18 protein-coding genes are annotated in these 18,606 nt (G+C 32.2%); 7 read left to right on the top strand and 11 right to left on the bottom strand.

The features are described from left to right. Positions 1-7: 7 nt before the first annotated feature. The 5 genes from NSA01_RS03895 to NSA01_RS03875 all read right to left on the bottom strand — a co-directional run bounded on the left by NSA01_RS03895 (position 8) and on the right by NSA01_RS03875 (position 6,290). Entirely contained in the window at positions 8-1,546 is a 1,539-nt protein-coding gene (locus NSA01_RS03895) for an FGGY-family carbohydrate kinase (protein ID WP_257480204.1), read from the bottom strand. 210 nt (positions 1,547-1,756) lie between these two features. Beyond that, complete coding sequence (locus NSA01_RS03890) at positions 1,757-2,416, bottom strand: class I SAM-dependent methyltransferase (RefSeq protein WP_373887175.1); 660 nt, start codon at positions 2,414-2,416, stop codon at positions 1,757-1,759. A gap of 55 nt (positions 2,417-2,471) precedes the next feature. Further along, entirely contained in the window at positions 2,472-2,825 is a 354-nt protein-coding gene (locus NSA01_RS03885) for a PqqD family protein (RefSeq protein WP_257480203.1), read from the bottom strand. Further along, positions 2,815-4,758, bottom strand: a complete 1,944-nt coding sequence (locus NSA01_RS03880) for an OPT family oligopeptide transporter (protein WP_257480202.1) — start codon at positions 4,756-4,758, stop codon at positions 2,815-2,817. Before NSA01_RS03880 ends, NSA01_RS03885 begins: the two co-directional genes overlap by 11 nt. A 152-nt stretch (positions 4,759-4,910) precedes the next feature. After that, positions 4,911-6,290 carry a PTS galactitol transporter subunit IIC gene (locus NSA01_RS03875; protein ID WP_257480201.1) on the bottom strand — a complete coding sequence of 460 codons (1,380 nt, stop codon included), beginning with the start codon at positions 6,288-6,290 and terminating at the stop codon, positions 4,911-4,913. A 213-nt stretch (positions 6,291-6,503) separates the two neighbouring features. On the opposite strand from NSA01_RS03875, the gene NSA01_RS03870 reads away from it, so the two are divergent. Further along, positions 6,504-6,926, top strand: a complete 423-nt coding sequence (locus NSA01_RS03870; protein WP_257480200.1) for a PPC domain-containing DNA-binding protein — start codon at positions 6,504-6,506, stop codon at positions 6,924-6,926. Between the two features lie 53 nt (positions 6,927-6,979). Here NSA01_RS03870 and NSA01_RS03865 read toward each other — a convergent pair whose 3' ends face one another. Next, positions 6,980-8,539, bottom strand: coding sequence for an ABC transporter permease/substrate-binding protein (locus tag NSA01_RS03865; protein WP_257480199.1), 1,560 nt, complete (start codon positions 8,537-8,539; stop codon positions 6,980-6,982). Then, positions 8,539-9,687, bottom strand: coding sequence for an ABC transporter ATP-binding protein (locus NSA01_RS03860; protein ID WP_257480198.1), 1,149 nt, complete (start codon positions 9,685-9,687; stop codon positions 8,539-8,541). Before NSA01_RS03860 ends, NSA01_RS03865 begins: the two co-directional genes overlap by 1 nt. Before the next feature lie 259 nt (positions 9,688-9,946). Between NSA01_RS03860 and upp the strand changes: the two genes are divergently transcribed. Continuing rightward, on the top strand, positions 9,947-10,576 hold the full coding sequence (upp, locus tag NSA01_RS03855; RefSeq protein ID WP_257480197.1) for a uracil phosphoribosyltransferase: 630 nt from the start codon (positions 9,947-9,949) through the stop codon (positions 10,574-10,576). Between the two features lie 27 nt (positions 10,577-10,603). Here the strand turns inward: upp and NSA01_RS03850 are convergent, their stop codons facing one another. Together NSA01_RS03850 and NSA01_RS03845 are read right to left on the bottom strand one after the other, a co-directional pair. Next, a complete protein-coding gene (locus NSA01_RS03850; protein ID WP_257480196.1) occupies positions 10,604-11,098 on the bottom strand; it encodes a pyridoxamine 5'-phosphate oxidase family protein in 495 nt (164 codons plus the stop codon). A gap of 9 nt (positions 11,099-11,107) precedes the next feature. After that, positions 11,108-11,941, bottom strand: a complete 834-nt coding sequence (locus NSA01_RS03845; RefSeq protein WP_257480195.1) for a pyridoxamine kinase — start codon at positions 11,939-11,941, stop codon at positions 11,108-11,110. Positions 11,942-12,904: 963 nt separating this feature from the next. Between NSA01_RS03845 and NSA01_RS03840 the strand changes: the two genes are divergently transcribed. The 5 genes from NSA01_RS03840 (at position 12,905) to NSA01_RS03820 (ending at position 16,833) form a co-directional block, all read left to right on the top strand. Further along, the gene (locus NSA01_RS03840; RefSeq protein ID WP_257480194.1) at positions 12,905-13,666 is read left to right on the top strand and encodes a DeoR/GlpR family DNA-binding transcription regulator; all 762 of its coding nucleotides are present in this window, start codon (positions 12,905-12,907) and stop codon (positions 13,664-13,666) included. A gap of 58 nt (positions 13,667-13,724) precedes the next feature. Next, positions 13,725-14,018, top strand: a complete 294-nt coding sequence (locus NSA01_RS03835; RefSeq protein ID WP_257480193.1) for a PTS galactitol transporter subunit IIB — start codon at positions 13,725-13,727, stop codon at positions 14,016-14,018. A 77-nt stretch (positions 14,019-14,095) separates the two neighbouring features. Beyond that, positions 14,096-15,364, top strand: coding sequence for a PTS galactitol transporter subunit IIC (locus NSA01_RS03830; protein ID WP_257480192.1), 1,269 nt, complete (start codon positions 14,096-14,098; stop codon positions 15,362-15,364). Positions 15,365-15,375: 11 nt separating this feature from the next. Further along, entirely contained in the window at positions 15,376-15,693 is a 318-nt protein-coding gene (locus NSA01_RS03825; RefSeq protein ID WP_257480191.1) for a hypothetical protein, read from the top strand. Further along, on the top strand, positions 15,694-16,833 hold the full coding sequence (locus tag NSA01_RS03820) for an amidohydrolase family protein (protein ID WP_257480190.1): 1,140 nt from the start codon (positions 15,694-15,696) through the stop codon (positions 16,831-16,833). Between the two features lie 105 nt (positions 16,834-16,938). Here the strand turns inward: NSA01_RS03820 and NSA01_RS03815 are convergent, their stop codons facing one another. Together NSA01_RS03815 and NSA01_RS03810 are read right to left on the bottom strand one after the other, a co-directional pair. Beyond that, on the bottom strand, positions 16,939-17,625 hold the full coding sequence (locus tag NSA01_RS03815; RefSeq protein ID WP_257480189.1) for a DUF2461 domain-containing protein: 687 nt from the start codon (positions 17,623-17,625) through the stop codon (positions 16,939-16,941). 11 nt (positions 17,626-17,636) lie between these two features. Beyond that, entirely contained in the window at positions 17,637-18,473 is an 837-nt protein-coding gene (locus NSA01_RS03810) for an RNA polymerase sigma factor (protein ID WP_257480188.1), read from the bottom strand. Positions 18,474-18,606 lie beyond the last annotated feature (133 nt).

The raw sequence follows: 18,606 nt of genomic DNA, 5'->3' as shown, positions 1-18,606 counted from the left end.
TTCTCCTTTATATATTTATTTTATTTAATTTTCTGTATATTTTTTTTACATTTTTATAAATCTTAGTATATACATTACGGTATATGTCATCATACTTTTCTACATTTTCCGATATAGGCATAAAAGTCTTTTTGACTCTTACCATCTTTTCACTTGCTTCATTAAAATCTTTATATATATCGAGTCCTATGAAACAAGCCATTGCGGCACCTATCCCAGTTGCTTCATAGGTTTGTATCAAATAAACCTCTTTATTCAAAATATCGCTTAATATTTGGCATATGACTTCACTTTTTGAGCCTCCCCCGGAAAGAGCTATTTTTTCTATTTTTACTTTGGATACTTGTTCTATCCTTTCTATTCCTTCTTTTAGAGAATATCCTATTCCCTCTATTATAGCTCTGTAAATATGAAATCTGGTATGTTTATCATTAAAACCAAGTATACTTCCTTTGGCTCCGGGGCGAAGTATATCCTGTCCCCAGTAAGGCTGAAGGACCAGTCCGTCACATCCTATAGGTACTTCATTTAATTTTTCGTCCATTATGGAAAATATGCTTTTTTCATGTTCTGTAGCAAATAATTCTTCTTTGTATCCAAATTCTTTAATAAACCAAGTCACCAGCCAAAATCCTCTGTAGAGGATTATTTCCGGATTGTACATATCGGGTATTACACTATCGAATGGGGGAACAAATCTAGTCAGTTCATAGTATCTATTGGTTGTAACTTGCATGGTTACCTGGCTGCCCAGTGAAATACTACCTATACCCTCTTTTATACATCCTACTCCTGCTGTCTCGCAGGCTTTATCGCTTCCGCTTGCAATTAGTGGTGTCCCCTTTTTTAAATGTGTTCTTTCACTTATTTCCTGGGTAATATATCCCATTATTTTGGTAGTAGGAGCTGTTCTTGCAAGTTTAGACTGCTCTATGTTAAATATTTGTCTTTTTACTCCAAACTTTTTATCGTATACTCTTTTTTTATAATCAAAGGGTATGTGTCCTACAGTTCCGGAGTCACTTTCTATGTATTTTCCTATTAATTTATAATTTATGTATTGCGGAAGGAGAAGATATTTATAAGTTTTACTCCATATTTTAGGTTCATTTTCTTTTACCCAGTTGTATCTTGCATCTTCCATAAAGTTTTTAACCATTTTTTTCATCCCCACTATACTAAATAATAAATTATATAGCGGGTTTAATTTTTTATATTCTTTGGCTTTTCTTCTGTCTAGCCAAGATATTGCATTTCGCACAGGTTCTCCGTTTCTGTCTACAAGAACAAAGGTATCTCTTTGTGTCGTTACCGTAACGCCTTTAATTTTATCATATAAATTTACATTATCGTTTCTAAGTTCTATTAGTAAATTAATAATATCTTCAAAAAAGTCATTTGCATCGAATTCAACTATACTTCCTTTGTCTTTTGTAATATATAAATATTCTTTTTTCTTCTTATTTAGTATTTCTCCGTCTTTGTTTATAAGCATAGCTCTTATACTTTGCGTCCCGCAGTCTATGATCAAAACAATATCTTTCATATTTATCTCCGTCTATTGGTGTAATGTATAATATAAATAATATTATTTTTATTGGTTAAATTACTATCTATTTTACTATTCATTTAATAATTATATTGATAATTTTATTATTTTTATATTATAACATATTTAAAATAAACTTTATAATGTAAAATACAACATAATACTTTACATATAATGATATAATTGGAAATAAATATAATATATATCTTATTTTTCACCAAAGAAATAAAAACCATTTGATGTATGTCCGTTCATGGTTTTAAAGGTCTCCCTTTTAAATTTTAATTTATTAAAAAGATTTAGTAACTCTTTTATATAACCATAGTCATGATGTCTTAATATAGCACCCTCTTCAAGTTCAAAGACTCCGTAAATACCATACTTATCTTTATATTTATTATATCTATTGATATTTCTTTCATCATTATTTAGAAGAAAATCGTTGACATAAACAATGCCACCAGGTTTTAACACTCTATAGATTTCATTTATTAAATCCTTTTGAGTACCATTATCACTGATACATGTAAGAACAGCAAATAAAATCACAACATCGAAAGTGTCATCTTTATAAGGCAAGTTTCCGTCATTTACTTTGAAGTCTATACTTGGATTATTCAACCTTGCTCTCTTGATCATGTTTTCTGAAAAATCTATCCCATAAAGATTTTTATATCCAAAGTCATATAACTCATTTAAAGTTCTTCCGTAACCGCACCCAACATCAAGAATTTTCATATCCTTCTTTACAAAGTTACTAAATTCACTTAAATTAAAAGGTGTAGTAAATTCTTTTGTATCTGCAATATTATTCCAATATTCCTTTTGTTCCATTTTTCTGCTCCTTTTAATTTTATATAATAACACTATTAATAAAAAAAGAACACATATAAATGTGTTCTCTAAATCAAAAAATAATTTATTATTTCTTTTCCTTAACGTATCCGATAAATTGATTTTTAAATAATATCCTAAAAAATTCCGTAAGCCTTGGGATCAACGGTTCAGCATCTTCTCCAAACTTTTCTTTAACAAGTAAACTTATTTCATAAATAGTTCTTTGTCCGTCCATTTGTTTCCATACAAAGCTTCCGAATTCATCCAAATCGATATTACTTACCTTCGGACGTTTATAAATCTTTTGTGCGATTTTACTGTAAAATCCTTTATGCTCCTGATGAATTACAACGATACCGTCTTTACGAACCGTAAATTCATGGTCGGGAGCACAAATCGGAATATAGTCCAAATAATTTTCGCTATTTTTATTCTTCATTACTCTTAGCCTTCTTAAATAATGTTAATTTAAAGAATATAGCAATCAAGATAAGGAAGAATACTATACCTCCTAAATTAGAATTTAAGAACGTTTGAGAACCGAAGTTTCCTAATATTTCACCGAGATTGGAACTTCCGCCTTTCATTGGGATTATGGCAAATACCGCAAGAAGAATACCTATCAGACCTTCGCCTGCAATCAAACCGGATGAGAATAATACTCCGTCTTCAACAACAGCTTTCTTTTTAGCTTCGTCCATGTCCTTTTTCTTTTCAATAATCCAACGAATGGCTCCGCCGATCATCATAGGTACACTTAAATGTATAGGTAAGTATAGCCCTACTGCAAACGGAAGAACGGGGATGCCAAGTATTTCAACTACAATACCTATAAATACTCCGACAAATATCAGGTTCCATGGAAGATTTCCTCCCATAACGCCTTCTACGATCATTTTCATAAGAGTGGCTTGTGCAGCAGGAAGCTGAGTTGAACCATATCCCCAAGCAGCATTCAATAAGTAAAGGATTGCTCCGATTGCAACAGCAGACGCAACAACACCGATAAGTTCACCGATTTGCTGACGTTTAGGTGTAGCTCCTACAATATAACCTGTCTTTAAATCCTGAGATGTATCACCGGCTATAGCAGCTATGATACATATAACAGCACCGATTGCAATGGCTGCTACCATACCTTCTCTGCCTGTTTGACCGGTAAGTTTTAATAAGATACTGGCAATCAATACTGTCGCTATTGTCATACCCGATACAGGATTGTTACTGCTTCCTATAAGTCCGACCATACGCGATGATACTGTTGCGAAGAAAAATCCGAACACTACTATCATTAATGCAGAGAATAAATTAACAGGGACTATTGGTATCAACCACAATATCAAAGCAAACGCCAAAATACCAACAAGGATTACAGACATAGGTAAATCTCTGTCAGTTCTTGCAGTATCATTATCACTTGATGTTTTACCAAAATCTTTTATAGCATCTTTAAATGTAGTAACTATAAGAGGTAAAGATTTTATCAAACTTATAAATCCGCCTGCGGCAACTGCCCCGGCACCTATATATTTGATATAGTTTGACCAAATCCCCATTGAACCCATTTCAGCATATATCTGACCTATAGTTTGAGTAGTAGAAGGGAATAGTACTATGTTACTTCCGAAAAGTACGATCATCGGCATTAATACGAACCATCCGAGAACACCGCCTGCAAATAAGTAAGATGAAATCTTAGTTCCGCAGATATAACCCACACCAAGCAAAGCGGGAAGTACATCCGCACCGGCTCCGGCTCCGGGATATGCCGGGATTTCATAATGGACTTCACTTGGGAACAGTTTAAGTCCGTCTGCTATAAATTTATAAACAGCGGCTATACCAAGTCCTTTAAAAACAAGACCGGCTTTTGCTCCGCCTTCCTCTCCCGCAAGAAGTACTTCCGCACAAGCTTGTCCTTCGGGATAAGGAAGAGTCCCATGTTCTTTAACAATCAATGCTTTTCTTAGCGGTACCATAAAAAGTACACCAAGACATCCGCCTATTGCGGCAATAATTGCGATTTCAAGTAAAGAAGGGAATGCTGTTTTCCATTCATTTGCCCATAAGAAAAGTGCAGGAAGGGTAAAGATAGCACCGGCTGCTACGGACTCTCCCGCAGAACCAATGGTCTGTACCATATTATTTTCAAGCACTGAATCTCTTTTAAGGATTACTCTGATAATCCCCATTGAGATAACCGCCGCCGGAATGGAAGCGGATACTGTCATACCTACTCTAAGTCCCAAGTAGGCATTAGCCCCACCGAACAATACAGCAATGATGATACCTAATATAATAGATGTTGCTGTAAACTCTGGCAATGTTTTTTCGGCAGGGACAAAAGGTTTAAAATTTTCTTGTTCCTTCATTTTCGATCTCCTTTGTTTAACATATGCCTCACTATTATAACAAACAATTTCATAAAAATAAAATTTTTTTCACAAATTTATAAATATTTCCACAAATAAAAAATACCAAGACGGGATAATCTTGGTATTTTACTTTAATTTTTTGATTTTGTTTAATTTTCGCTTATTTCTTTTGATTGTTTAACTTGTTTTCTTATCCTGATACCATTTGCTACTGCACATACTAAACTTGTTACCGCAAAGAATATGGCAGCACCGTAAGATCTAAATATTTCTGACACTTTAACCAGTATATAATTTAAAGGCGTCGATGCGTTTGAAATACAGCTTACTAAACTAAAACCTTCGGGAAGCTGATAAGAAGCACTTAGTGCAGCCTGAGTAAACACAGGAGCGATGGCAGTAGATAAAAGCACACCTATAGCCATCATAGATATAGCTATTAGTAAACTTCTGAATGCATTTTCGTTACACATAGGTACAATCAAAGCCATTATGTACGGTGCAGAACCGAGGTCCGCAAAAGGAAGGAACTGATTGTGAGGAACTATCAAAGCAAGAAGTATTATGATAGGTGTAAGGATTAGTGCGGTAGCTATAGTCGTTGAATTACCGAGAGCAACGGCAGCGTCCATTCCTATATATATTTTACCTCTGTTTTTAAACTTCTTATTTACAATTACCTGAGCTCTTTCGGAAATAGGAGTAAGAGATTCTCCGAAGTATTTTGCCATTGCGGGAATAAGAACGAGTGTAGCTCCTAAAGTAATAGCAATTAAAAGGTACTTATCATAAGCTTTTATACCATATGCAAGTATACCTATAACTAGACCTATAACAAATCCTATAATAAGCGGATCGCCTAAGACTCCGAGTTTTTCTTCCATTTTTTTAGCATTTATATCTATTTTGTTAAGTCCAGGTATTTTATCGATTATCTTATCTACTACGAATGAAATAGAAGCCAAAACTACAGTCATAGTATGAGGAAAACTTATCCCGTCCATTTTTGTAACTTTAGCAATTTTATCCGCCGTTAAGTCCGCAAGCACCAAAGCTATTACGAATTCACAAACAGCGGCAAGTAGTCCTAATGTTACAGAAGAAGTAACTATAGCAACAAGAGAACCGGTGAATGCCAACTGCCAGAAATTCCAAATATCGATATCCGCGGTTTGTGTAAGATTAAATATCAACATGACGACATTTACAAGAAGACAAACAGGAATGATTATTGCTCCTACTTTTGTTGAAAATGCGATCTGTGCTGCGGTAGGCCAGCCTACATCAAGGATATTTAAATTTAAATTAAGATTTTCTACCATTTGCTGTGCAGCCGGACCGATAGTATTTCCAAGCAAATTGATTACAAGATTGATACCTATAAACGCAACTCCCATTGTAAGACCTGCCTTAAGTGCTTTCCCAAATCCCGTACCAAGGCAAAGAGCGATGACAAAAATAATTATAGGCATCATAACACTTGCTCCAAGGTTTGACAGGATATCAAAAAAACCTAATATGTAACTCATAACGTACCCCCTAAATGAATATTTATTAATTCAATTATATACTCTTTTTTATATTCAGTCAAAGAAAACATAATAATGAATTAAATTAATTGTTAGAGTTTTATTTATATTTCATTAAATATACATTAAGAATTATTTACTTGCTTGTTCTTTTATTTTAGAAGAAGTATAATTATATTAACATTAAATAATTCCTTGAGGGGAGAGATAAAAATGGAATTTAGAAAATTTAAAGAGAAATATATAATCAGACTCAATAAAGGAGATGAAGTAATATCAAGCATAACGGATTTATGCAGGAAAGAAAATATCAAGCTGGGAAGCTTCGTGGGGCTTGGCGCAGCAAATAAAGCAACGATAGGTCTATACGATACAGAAAATAAATTATATCATCAAACGACTATGGAAGAGCCAATGGAAATAACTTCTCTGGTGGGTAATATATCCACTTTTGATGATGAAGTATATCTGCATGTACATATAAATCTTTGCAATAAAGATATGCAAATTTTCGGAGGTCACTTAAATGAATGCTTTATCTCCGCTACCAGTGAAATTACACTCCTTAATATAGAAGGAAAAGTAGAAAGAGAGTACGACGAGGAAACCGGACTAAACTTATATAAATTCTTATAATAAAAAAATCTCATAGAAATTTCTATGAGATTTTTTATTTAATTTTCTATAACCTATTTTATAAGTCCCTTTGATAATAAGAAATCATGAGCAACATCTTTAGCTTTTTTACCCTCTACATCAACTTGATAATTAAGGTCTATCATTACATCTTCATTTAGATATTTTGACAATTTTTCCATTAACCCTTTTACTTCAGGGCATTCTTCATTGACTTCGTCACTAACTACGGGAACGGCTTCATATCTAGGGAAGGCTCCCTTATCATCTTCAAGGACAACAAGGTCATACTTCTTCAAAAGTCCGTCAGTAGAATAAGCGTCAATTACATCACAGTTCTTATTTTTAAGAGCTGTATATCTAGGAGAACCGTCTATAGGTACAACTTCCTTAAAGTTCATTCCATAAGTCTTTTGAAGTGATTTATAACAGTCCTTCCTTTCCATAAATGTCAAAGTCGGCGATAAAGTAAGTTTATCTGCAACTCTTTCAAGATCGCTGAATTTCTTCAAATTATATTTCTTAGCTGTATCTTTTCTTACCGCTAATGTATAAGTATTATTAAAGTTTAAACTATCATAAACATTTAAATTATACTTCGATTTCATTTCTTTTTTACATGTATCAAGAACTTTCTTCATGTCATTTATATTTTCATGCGCCAATACACTTCCGTATAAAGTCCCGGTATAATCGATATACATATCTATATCACCGGATTTCATTGCATCGAGTACGATACCGCTGGCACCTAATGATAATGATTGTTTAACATTGATATCTGTATTTTCTTCTATAAGCTCTTTTGTCATGTATGAAAGAACTTCCTGTTCGGTAAAGTCCATGGAACCTAAATTAATAGTTTTCCCGCCGGAACTTTGTTTAAAATTATATACACTTCCAAAGATTAATGCTATACAAGTAAGTATTATAATTACATTATCAAAATTCCTTTTGAATTTACTTGTAGGATTTGAAAGTTTCATATTTTTAGGTATCAATTTATTTTCAAATATACCAAAAATATAATCAATAAATAACGCTAAGAAACAGGCCGGTATGGCTCCGGATAATATTTGATTGTTATTAACTGTCCTAATCCCCGCATAAACCAAATAACCAAGACCGCTGGCACCTATAAATGCGGCAAGAGTCATAAGCCCTACAGCACTGACAGCACTTATCCTTACTCCGGCAAGGATTACCGGAAGAGCAAGTGGAAGCTGGACTTTATAAAGTATTTGGAGTTTGGTAAGCCCTATTCCTTTGGCAGCTTCAAGTGTATCAGGATTTACATTCGATAGACCCGCATAAGTATTCTTTACTATTGGAAGAAGCGAATACAATATAACCATTATAATCGCAGGCTTTGTTCCTATACCTACAAATGGTATCAAAAATCCGAGCAGTGCCATTGAAGGAATAGCCTGGATTATATTAGTAAGAGCCATTATAGGTTTTTTGGCAGGTTTTACGTAGGAAATCAAAATACCTAAAGGAACACCTATTATTATCGAAGCTATAATTGCAATAAATGTAAGCTCGATATGTTTTATGAACAAATCTAATATGGTAGAAGCGTTAGCCGAAAAATAATCTATAAATCCACTCATTATTCTTCATCCTCGCTTTCATCATATTTTTGTTTAAGTGCTGTAAATAAGATACTCTTAGTAATAAGTCCCACTAATTTATTATCCTTGTCAACCACAGGAATAGTATATATATTTGTCTCATCCGTCTTATTAAGCACATCTATTATGGAATCTTCCGGAGAAACATATATAAAGTTGGTATGATATTTTTCTTTGTGTCTATTTAATACTTCTCCCACAGTCAAGTCTTTGTTACGTTCCTTTAATGCACGTCTGGCATCCAAAAGACCCAAAAATTTTCTTTTCTTGTTTATAACTATAATGCTGTCAATTTTTTTATCTCCCATTATTGCACCGGCTTTAAAACATTTCAGATTATCATAGCATGTAACGGGATTATCAAGCATAATATCTTCTGCTCTTATAAGTTCGGGAGATTCCCATATCCTTTTCTTGCCTATAAAATTCTGAACAAAGTCATTTGCCGGATGTTTCAAGATATCTTCGGGGGAAGCATACTGCTGGATCCTTCCTTCATTAATAAGACATATCCTATCCGCTAGTTTTATTGCTTCGGAAATATCATGAGTTACAAATACAATAGTTTTCTTGACCCTTGACTGGATTTCCAAAAGCTCATCCTGTAGGTTGTTTCTCGTAATGGGGTCAAGTGCACTGAATGGTTCATCCATAAGTATGATATCAGGATCGTTTGCAAAAGCTCTTGCAACTCCTATTCTCTGCTGCTGACCGCCGCTCATCTGTGTAGGATATAAATCGAGATATTCATCTGCTTCAAGACCTATCATATCCAAAAGTTCATAAGTCTTCTCTTTTATTTTTTCTTTATCTTTCTTCTGAAGTTTTGGTATAAGCTCTATATTTTCTCTAACCGTCATATGAGGAAATAATCCGGTCTGCTGTATTACATAGCCGATTTTTCTTCTCAGTTCGATATCATTGATTTTACTTATATCCTCATCGTTAATGCTTATTTTACCCTTTGTGGGGGTTATGAGTTTATTTATCATCTTTAGGATAGTGGTTTTTCCGCAGCCGCTAAGACCTAATAAACAAACAAATTCACCATCTTCGATTTCAAATGAGACGTCCTTGAGTACAGATTTTTTCTTGTACGACTTGGAGACATCTTCAAATTTAATCATTTAAATACTCCCTTTCCATAAAATTTTATTTTTCTACATATATATTATAATTATCCTACTTTATTATTAAATGAAACTTAAATTAGTATGAATATTGAATTATAATTTTATAAAAATTTATTTATTAATACTTTTAATTATATAACATAGTACACATTTAGTCAAATTATGTAATATTTCTAAATAATTATGATACTGTAATTGATTTATACTTTACTTTATTATAAAATAAATAACAGAATAACGATGAGGTAATAATATGTCAAAAATAGTAATTGCAGAACATCCTATAATAAAGGACTATTTAAGTAAAATAAGAAACAAACAAACCGATACAAAAACATTCAGAGATTCCATAAAACAGCTTTCCGTATTGATTGGCTATGAAGCAACAAGAAATTTAAAGACACAAAATATTGAGGTTGAAACACCATTATGCACGGCACAATGCGAAAAACTTATTAATGAAGATATAACCATAGTTCCGATTTTAAGAGCAGGGCTTGGAATGCTGGAAGGAATGCTGGAACTTTTACCGAATGCAAGGGTAGGACATATAGGGCTGGAAAGAAATGAAGAAACATTAAAACCCAGAGAATATTATTTTAAAATGCCGGGGAATTACGAAACCATGCAGACATTTGTGGTGGATCCTATGCTGGCTACCGGAGGCTCAGCAGTTGACGCAATAGATAAAATAAAAGAAAAAGGAATAAAAAACATAACATTCATATGTGTAATAGCTGCTCCTGAAGGGGTAAACAAACTTAAGGAAGCACACCCCGATATAGATATTTATATGGGTACATTAGACGATCATTTGAACGAAAATGGATATATAGTACCCGGACTCGGAGATGCGGGAGACAGGATTTTCGGAACACTATAAAATAAAGGGCTAACATATGTTAGTCCTTTATTTTTCTTTACAGTATTTCAGCTCTTTTCCATCAGAGCCATATTTTTTTCTCTTTCCATATATATCATCAATTTCTATCTTTATGATATTAGTTCTATGTAAGCTTCTGTTAATTGCATTTTCGAAATTATCAATATTAGATAATGCATATTTCTCACATATCAATTTAAGAGCATAAATCTTCTCTTTTTCATCAATTACACTAAATGCTTTTCCATTTACTACGGCACTTTCATATTCTAAAGTAAAATCGATAGGTCTTGGCTTACATTTACTTACTGCTGTCAATGTCACATTATTATTCTTATTTAAAATATCTACCTTGCTTCCTTCCAAAGCACAATGAAAATATAAAATATTATTATCTCTTGCTATTGAAACGGGTACGGAATAAGGCTTATCTTCGTTTACCATGGATAAAGTAACAAAAGGAGCCTTATCCAGAACACTAAAGGCAAAATCTTTATTCATTTCTCTGTCTTTTCTTCTCATTTCATTCTCCTATTTTAAAAACTGAAGATTATCTTCTATATTCATTCCTTTTCTCTTGTCAACAACTATCTTTTCATCTCTCTCCATAGCTTTCCTGACAAAATCCGAAGCTATTTTGCAAGCTTCTTTAAGAGTTTTGCCTTCCAAGACTTTTCCTACCATGACACCTGAAAAAACATCTCCGGTACCCGGGAACCTTACGTTTATATAATCATAAGGCACAGAAAAATATTCATCCTCAAAATGTGAATAACCTTCTATTGAATAATTACTACTATCTTTACTTTTAACACTTGTTATCACTACTGATTTTGAACCCAGTTTTCTGAATTCATCAATGTATTCTTTTATTTCATCACTATCAAGTTCATCCTTTTTCATTTCATCATAAAGTATAAAAGAAGCTTCGGTAAAATTAGGAGTAACGATATCTGCAAGGGCACACATTTCTCTCATATTCTTAACCACATTCTTACTTAATCCCATATATAAATTACCATCGTCCCCCATAATCGGATCGACCATAACAAGGGGATCATTCTCTTTATTATCTTCAATTATCTTTTCGATAAGTCCAACCTGTTCGTCGGAATTTATGAAGCCGGTACAGATAGCATCAAATTTAAATCCAAGTTCGTTCCAAATACCTATAGTCTTTTTCATATACTCACTCATATCAAGTATTTCAAATAGTCCGTAATCAAGAGTATTTGAAACTATTGCGGTAGGCAGATTATGAACTCTAAACCCCATTGAAGACACTATAGGCATCATAGCCGATAACGCAACTTTACCTACCCCCGGCAAGTCATTTATTAAAAGTATATCTTTATTTTTATCCATTATTATGCTCCTTATTATGTATTTATTGTAGATTATATAACTTTTCTGCTTTACTTATCAACCTAATATTATAAAAACAAATAAAAAAGAGGAATACTCCTCCTTTTTACCTACTTACCTTTTTTTACTCTATTTAAATCACTTGTTACAAAAACATTTAATTTCTTTATCTCATTATTAAAATTTAATAAATTACCAAACATATAGTTTATAACCATTTTACTTATAAAATATAAAATTATTTTTATTCTTTGTATATCGATAATATATCACGGAGTATTGTACTTTTCCCGGGTAATATTCCTCTACCACTAATTTTTTTATTTCCGAATGCTAATTCACATATTAAATATTTTAATATAGTGTAGTCTCCTAAAACAAATCTTAATAAATCTAAAAATACATATATTAAATTATTGTTCGATTTTAAACTAATTAGAATATCATATTAATAATTACAGATATATCCATTTTAATATCTTGCTTCAAAACACAAAATAAATATTCTTGTACTTATTTTTTAATATAATAAAATTTCAAAAACCTTCTCATATAAAATAAATTATAATATCACATGTTTATCTTTTAACAATATTTTCAGAATCTTTAAAATATTTCTTATTGACTTAAAAGTAAGAAAATAACAATTAAAAGAAATATAAAGTGTGTTATAGCTTTAATATTATTTAAAATTAATATTTTACTATCAGTTATGCCATGATTGCTTAATTTACATTAATTCGCTGCACTAAATAATTAATATCAAAATTACTTAAACAGAAATAGAGACATATATAATATCTCTTTCTAACGGAAAGTAATATTATATGATTTTCACAACAAAGGAAATAAAACGCAACATAAATACGCAATAAACAACAAAAACAAACATATTTAATTTACTTTTCTTTTCTTTTTGCTATAATTAAGGTAAAGAGAAAAGAAACAAAGGATTGAATAGTTATGTATAAGAATAAAAGACAATACGCAATATTAGAATACATATACGAAAAGAAAGAGGCAACGGTAAATGAACTTTCAGAGAAGTTTAATGTTTCTAAAGTAACTGTACGAAAAGATTTGATTGAATTAGAAGAAAAAGGAAAGATTAAGAAAAATCATGGAGGAGCAATACCTTCAGAAAATATATTTTTAAACGAAACACCCTATTATAAAAAGAACATGACGGCAATAAACGAAAAAAGAAAAATCGGAGCTCTTGCCGCGAAGCTGATACAAGATAAGCAAATAGTAATAATAGATAACGGTTCTACAACGAATGAAATAGCTTCATACTTGAATGATAAAGAAATCGTAGTAGTTACAAATGATGTAAGGATAGCAAATAAGCTTGCTACATATCCGAGTATGAGCGTTGTAATATGCGGAGGATATATAAAAACTCCGGGATATGCCATTTTTGGACCTATGGCGGAAGATCTATTCAAACATACACTAGCCGATATATGTTTTTTATCCGTAGACAGCTTAAATTTAAATGAAGGTTTATCTTATAACTTTTTGGACTCGGTAGCAGTAAAAAAACAAATGATAAAAAATGCAAATAAAGTAATCGTTCTATGTGACAGCTCTAAAATAGGGAAAAAATCTTTCGCGAAACTCTGCGATGTAGATAAAATAGACATAATAATAACAGATAAAATGGAAGCGGACTTAAAGAGACGATTTGAAGAAAAGGGAGTAAGGATCCTGATTGCCAAATAATTCAGTTAAATATATACATTATATATATTTTATAAAAAATTGAAAGGAGGTTTATACTGTGACAGTAAATGTGGTAGTCGCATGCGGAAGCGGGATAGCAACATCGACAGTCGTAGAACAGCGTCTTATAGATATCGCCGAAGACTATAATCTAGATATCAATCTCAAGAAAACATCAATGAGCGGACTTGAGGGAATGCTGGCGGATGCTGATTTGGTCGTCGTGACCAGCAGGTATTCCAATGATGATGTAAAAGTAAAAATATTATCGGGAACATCTCTTCTTACGGGAATAGGAGAAGATATATTTATCGATAAATTCGTTGAAGCAGTAAAAGAAATAAAAAAATAGTTGTATAAAAGGGAAAAAATATACGTATTAAAAAGGGAAAAATATTGTAATTTATAAGTTTTAATAAGGAGGATATTATGGATACATTATTAACTATTGTAAAATATATTACAGATTCACTCGGAGCAATGGTAATCATGCCGCTATTTCTAATATTATTGGGATTGGCATTCAGAATGAAACCATTGAAAGCATTCAGATCGGGATTACTCGTTGGTATCGGATTTCAGGGTATCAACTTGATTATATCACTGCTCGGTAACGCAGTATCACCTGCGGCAACCGCACTTGCAGAAAAAGTTGGTATTAATTTTAATATAATCGACGTTGGATTTCCGACAGTAGGAGCAGCAGCATGGGCAACCCCTATCGCAGCACTCGTTATTCCGTTAGCTATTTTAATAAACGTAATAATGATTGTATTAAAATTAACAAAAACATTAAACATTGATATTTGGAACATGTTCCACTTTATCTTAGCAGGAGGCATTGCCTATTTGATTTCGGGAAGTATAGCTGTAGGCCTCATAGTTTCAGCTATATTCTCTATTATAACTCTTCTTCTTGCCGACTGGGATTCAAAAACCTGGCAGGAATATTTCGGACTTGAAGGCACCAGCTGTACCACACTTGCTACAATGACGAGCGCAATTTGTTCATTCATTGTAAATAAAGTAATCGACCTTATACCCGGACTTAAAGATTTTGATATAAATCCGGCTAAGATCAACAAATTAAAGGGTATAAGCGACCCTATGTTCTTAGGGTTCTTCATAGGTATAATATTAAGTTTACTTGGCGGACTTCCGCTTGATAAAATCCTTAATACCGGTGTAGGTATTGCGGCAGCTATGGTACTTCTTCCTAGAATGGTTTCTCTTCTTATGGAAGGTTTAGCTCCTATTTCAAGAGCCGCTTCTGAATTTACCAAGAAAAAACTTAAAGGAAGATCTTTACTAATTGGTATGGACTGTGCTTTAGGTATAGGAGATCCTACAGTTATAGCAGCATCTACGATAATGATACCTTTCGCAATACTTTTAGCGGTATTACTTCCGGGAAATGGATTTTTACCTATAGTTTCACTAACAGGACTTACATATTTCTGCGTTCCTGCGGCTGCATACTCTAAAGGAAATTTATTTAGGACCATTGTTACAATGCTCATTTTCTATGCACTGCATATATATGTTATCAATGCAATATGTCCGCTAGTTACGGGACTTGCAACATGGGCAGGAGTAGATTTACCTACAGGTGCATCATTAATAGCAGGCGGTAATCCTGAACATGCATTCTTATTATTAATAAAACCAATACTATCAATTTTTGGCTTAGCAGGCTAAGAGGTTAAATTATGATTGAAGTTTTACTGGTATCAAATGGAAATAAAGATGATGTTGAAAACATTAAAGAAAGAATTTATAATTTAGGAGAAGATTTCTTTATAGAAAGCAACGTCATAGCTGTCGATAGTATGGAAGCGGAAAACATTAATTTTGATTATGATTTTGCAGTTACTTTGGATAATAAAGTCGTTTTAGATAAAAAGACTATTGACGCAACTCCTATTTTATTAGACAGAGCAGGGGAAAAGACTGAAAAAGATATTCAAAATCAGCTTTTAAAAGCAAGAGCTACTCATAAAAGACAAAAGGAAAGTCGGGAAAGATAAATGCTATATGATATTATCATTGAAAACGGAACGTTAATCGATCCGCTATATAATAAACATCAAATAGGAAATATTTATATTATTAATGATAAAATAGTATCACCTCCGAAAGATAATGAAAAAATAGAGTATAAACAAAAGATAGATGCAGACGGGCATTACGTAATGCCCGGACTCATCGAAAACCATACTCATATTTATAACGGAGGCGGAGATACTAATTTAAATGCGGACGTAATAATGCTTCCAAGCGGAGTGACATCCGCTATAGACCAAGGGTCTTCGGGTTGGTCAAATTTCAATTTATTCTATAAAAGCGTTGTTATGAATTCGATGATGAACATAAAATGCTATTTAAACGTGTCCAATTCCGGACTCATTACCGAAGATTACTTTGAAAACATAGACCCCAAATTTTTCAATAAAGAAATGATAAAATTCTATACCGAAAAATATAAAGATACTATCTTAGGTCTTAAAATCAGACTTTGCAGAGAATCTATCAAAGATATGGGGTTAAAACCTCTTGAAAAAACAATAGAATTGGCAGAAGAGCTAAATATTCCGGTTTCTGTACATATAAAAGATTTAGATGAATTAAAAGAAGCCGCTAATATGCTGAGAAAAAATGATATTTGGGTTCATATGTATCAGCAAACAAAACCTACTATATTAGATGACGAAGATAAAATAATAGACGAAGCTATAAAAGCTAAGGAAAGAGGAGTTTTATTCGATGTAGCAAGCGGAAGAGGAAGCTTTTCCTTTGATATGATCAATAAGGCATTCAAGCAAGGTTTAAAACCGGATTTGATAGGTACGGATTTGGTAACATACAACGTTTATGAAAGACCTATATTTTCTCTTCCGTATACAATGTCAATATACTTAAACCTCGGTATGAGTATAGAAGAATTAGCAAAAATATGTATAAAAAATCCGGCAGAAAGAATGAACCTAAGCGGAGAAATAGATACGCTAAAAGAAGGTACAATCGCGGATATATGTATTATGGAAATCAAAGAAAAAGATGTAACATTCAATGATAAATACGGCGGCAGCTTAGAGGGAAATAAACTAATAATTCCAAAGATGACAATAAAAGACGGAAAAGTAGTATACAGAAATATAGAATTTTAATATATAATTAACTTATAAAAAAGAACTCATATTGAGTTCTTTTTTTAATTATATTTATATTTAAAATTGAATAATAGATTTATAAATAATAAAATCAGTAAATATTTATCTTTTTGGCATTTCAAAATCGACCAATGCTTTATTTAAATAATCATTAAAAGGCTTCATCAGTTTAAATGTTTCTGCTGCATTCTTTATAAATGCTTCACTGTCCATGAAGTCTTTGTCACTTATAGGGTATTCTATAAACCAGCTTTTATGTTTAAGAAATTCTCCGTAAGGATGTTCTTTATCATAACCTGCGGGTACATTTTTAAGTTTTACTCCGCACATTTCAAAATTATTTTTAAAACCGGGGTCGTTTATTATTTCATCTAATTCTTTTCCGTTTTTATCTATATAGCTTCTTACCATGTTGATAGCGTCTTTAAACATATCAGCAAACAATCCGCCGCCTAAAAATGTAGTATTGTCACAACCTATGTAAATATAATATCCGACAGGAATGGGAAGCTTCCCTCTCGATGAAATATGTGCTCTGAATACAGGATTATATGGAGACTTATCTTTACTAAATCTAGTATCTCTCACCATTTTAAATGTCAGATCCTTCGGATTATTATTTAAAACACTTTCATCAAATTTACCTATTTCGATTATCAATTCTTGTATTAATTTTTCAAATTCGATATTGGCTTTAAGTCTCTCTTCTTTATGTGCATGATACCATTCTTTGTTATTGTTTTCTTTAAGTTCTTTTATAAAGTTTAAAATTTTCTTAGTGTCTATCATTTTTTATTCTCCTAGTATTCTTTAATTTTTTTCATATGTTTTGAGGTAACTAAATCGTTAATGAAAGATTTCATATTTATATTGGAGTTATATTTTGGTAAATCTTCAAAAACTGTAATTTTTTCATCAAAAGCTTCCATTGATTTCATGTAATCTTCCAATATATCTTCATCCAATATTTCAAGTTTTGAATACTCGAGGTCCTTAGGATCTAATCTATGCTGAGATACTGCATAACCAATTCTTTTTTTACAATTACACAATCCGGTCCCGCTCAATCCGCAGTATTCACTTAAAAACTTAGCCATTTTCTTTCGTGCACGATGAAGTATCTGCCTATAATTCTCAGGTGTCATATCCAATATTTCTCCCGCTGTTTTACTATCGACACCGAACATAGTCCCGATAATAAAAACACATCTGCTTTTAGCGTCCAGACACTGGAGCATTACATTGGTACACGATAATTTAAGCTCTTTTGACAGCTCATTTTTATCTCCTTCAAAAATATCTTCATCATCAATATATCCGGCTTTGATATCATCTGCATAATATTCAAAACTTAAAGGATATTTATAAAACATGGATTTTTTATAATCAAATAAATAGTTAACCGCGATTTTATATACCCAAGTTCTAAATGCGGACTCTTTTTTAAACGAAGATAGATTTAACATGACTTTTATTAGTATTTCCTGAGTAGCGTCTTCTGCATCATGTATCGTCCCCAGCATTCTAAGGGAAAGATTGAATATAAAATCATTTATTTCAGATAAAACTTTTTCTAAAGCTTCGCTGTTTCCCTCGACAGCTAACGATATAAATTTATTGATCTCTTTATTTTCCATTTCGTTCCTCCTTTCATATAGTTAGACTCTTTTTATCTTAAATTGTGACACTTTTAAAAGAAAATTTTTACTTTTTCTATATAATTTTACAATAATCATAGATTTTTGTATATAAAAAAACCATACTAAAACC

Source organism: Anaerofustis stercorihominis (genome assembly GCF_024623185.1).
Lineage (GTDB): Bacteria > Bacillota > Clostridia > Eubacteriales > Anaerofustaceae > Anaerofustis.
The sequence above is the reverse complement of the archived record's forward strand: the minus strand, read 5'-3'. Positions and strand labels throughout refer to the sequence as shown.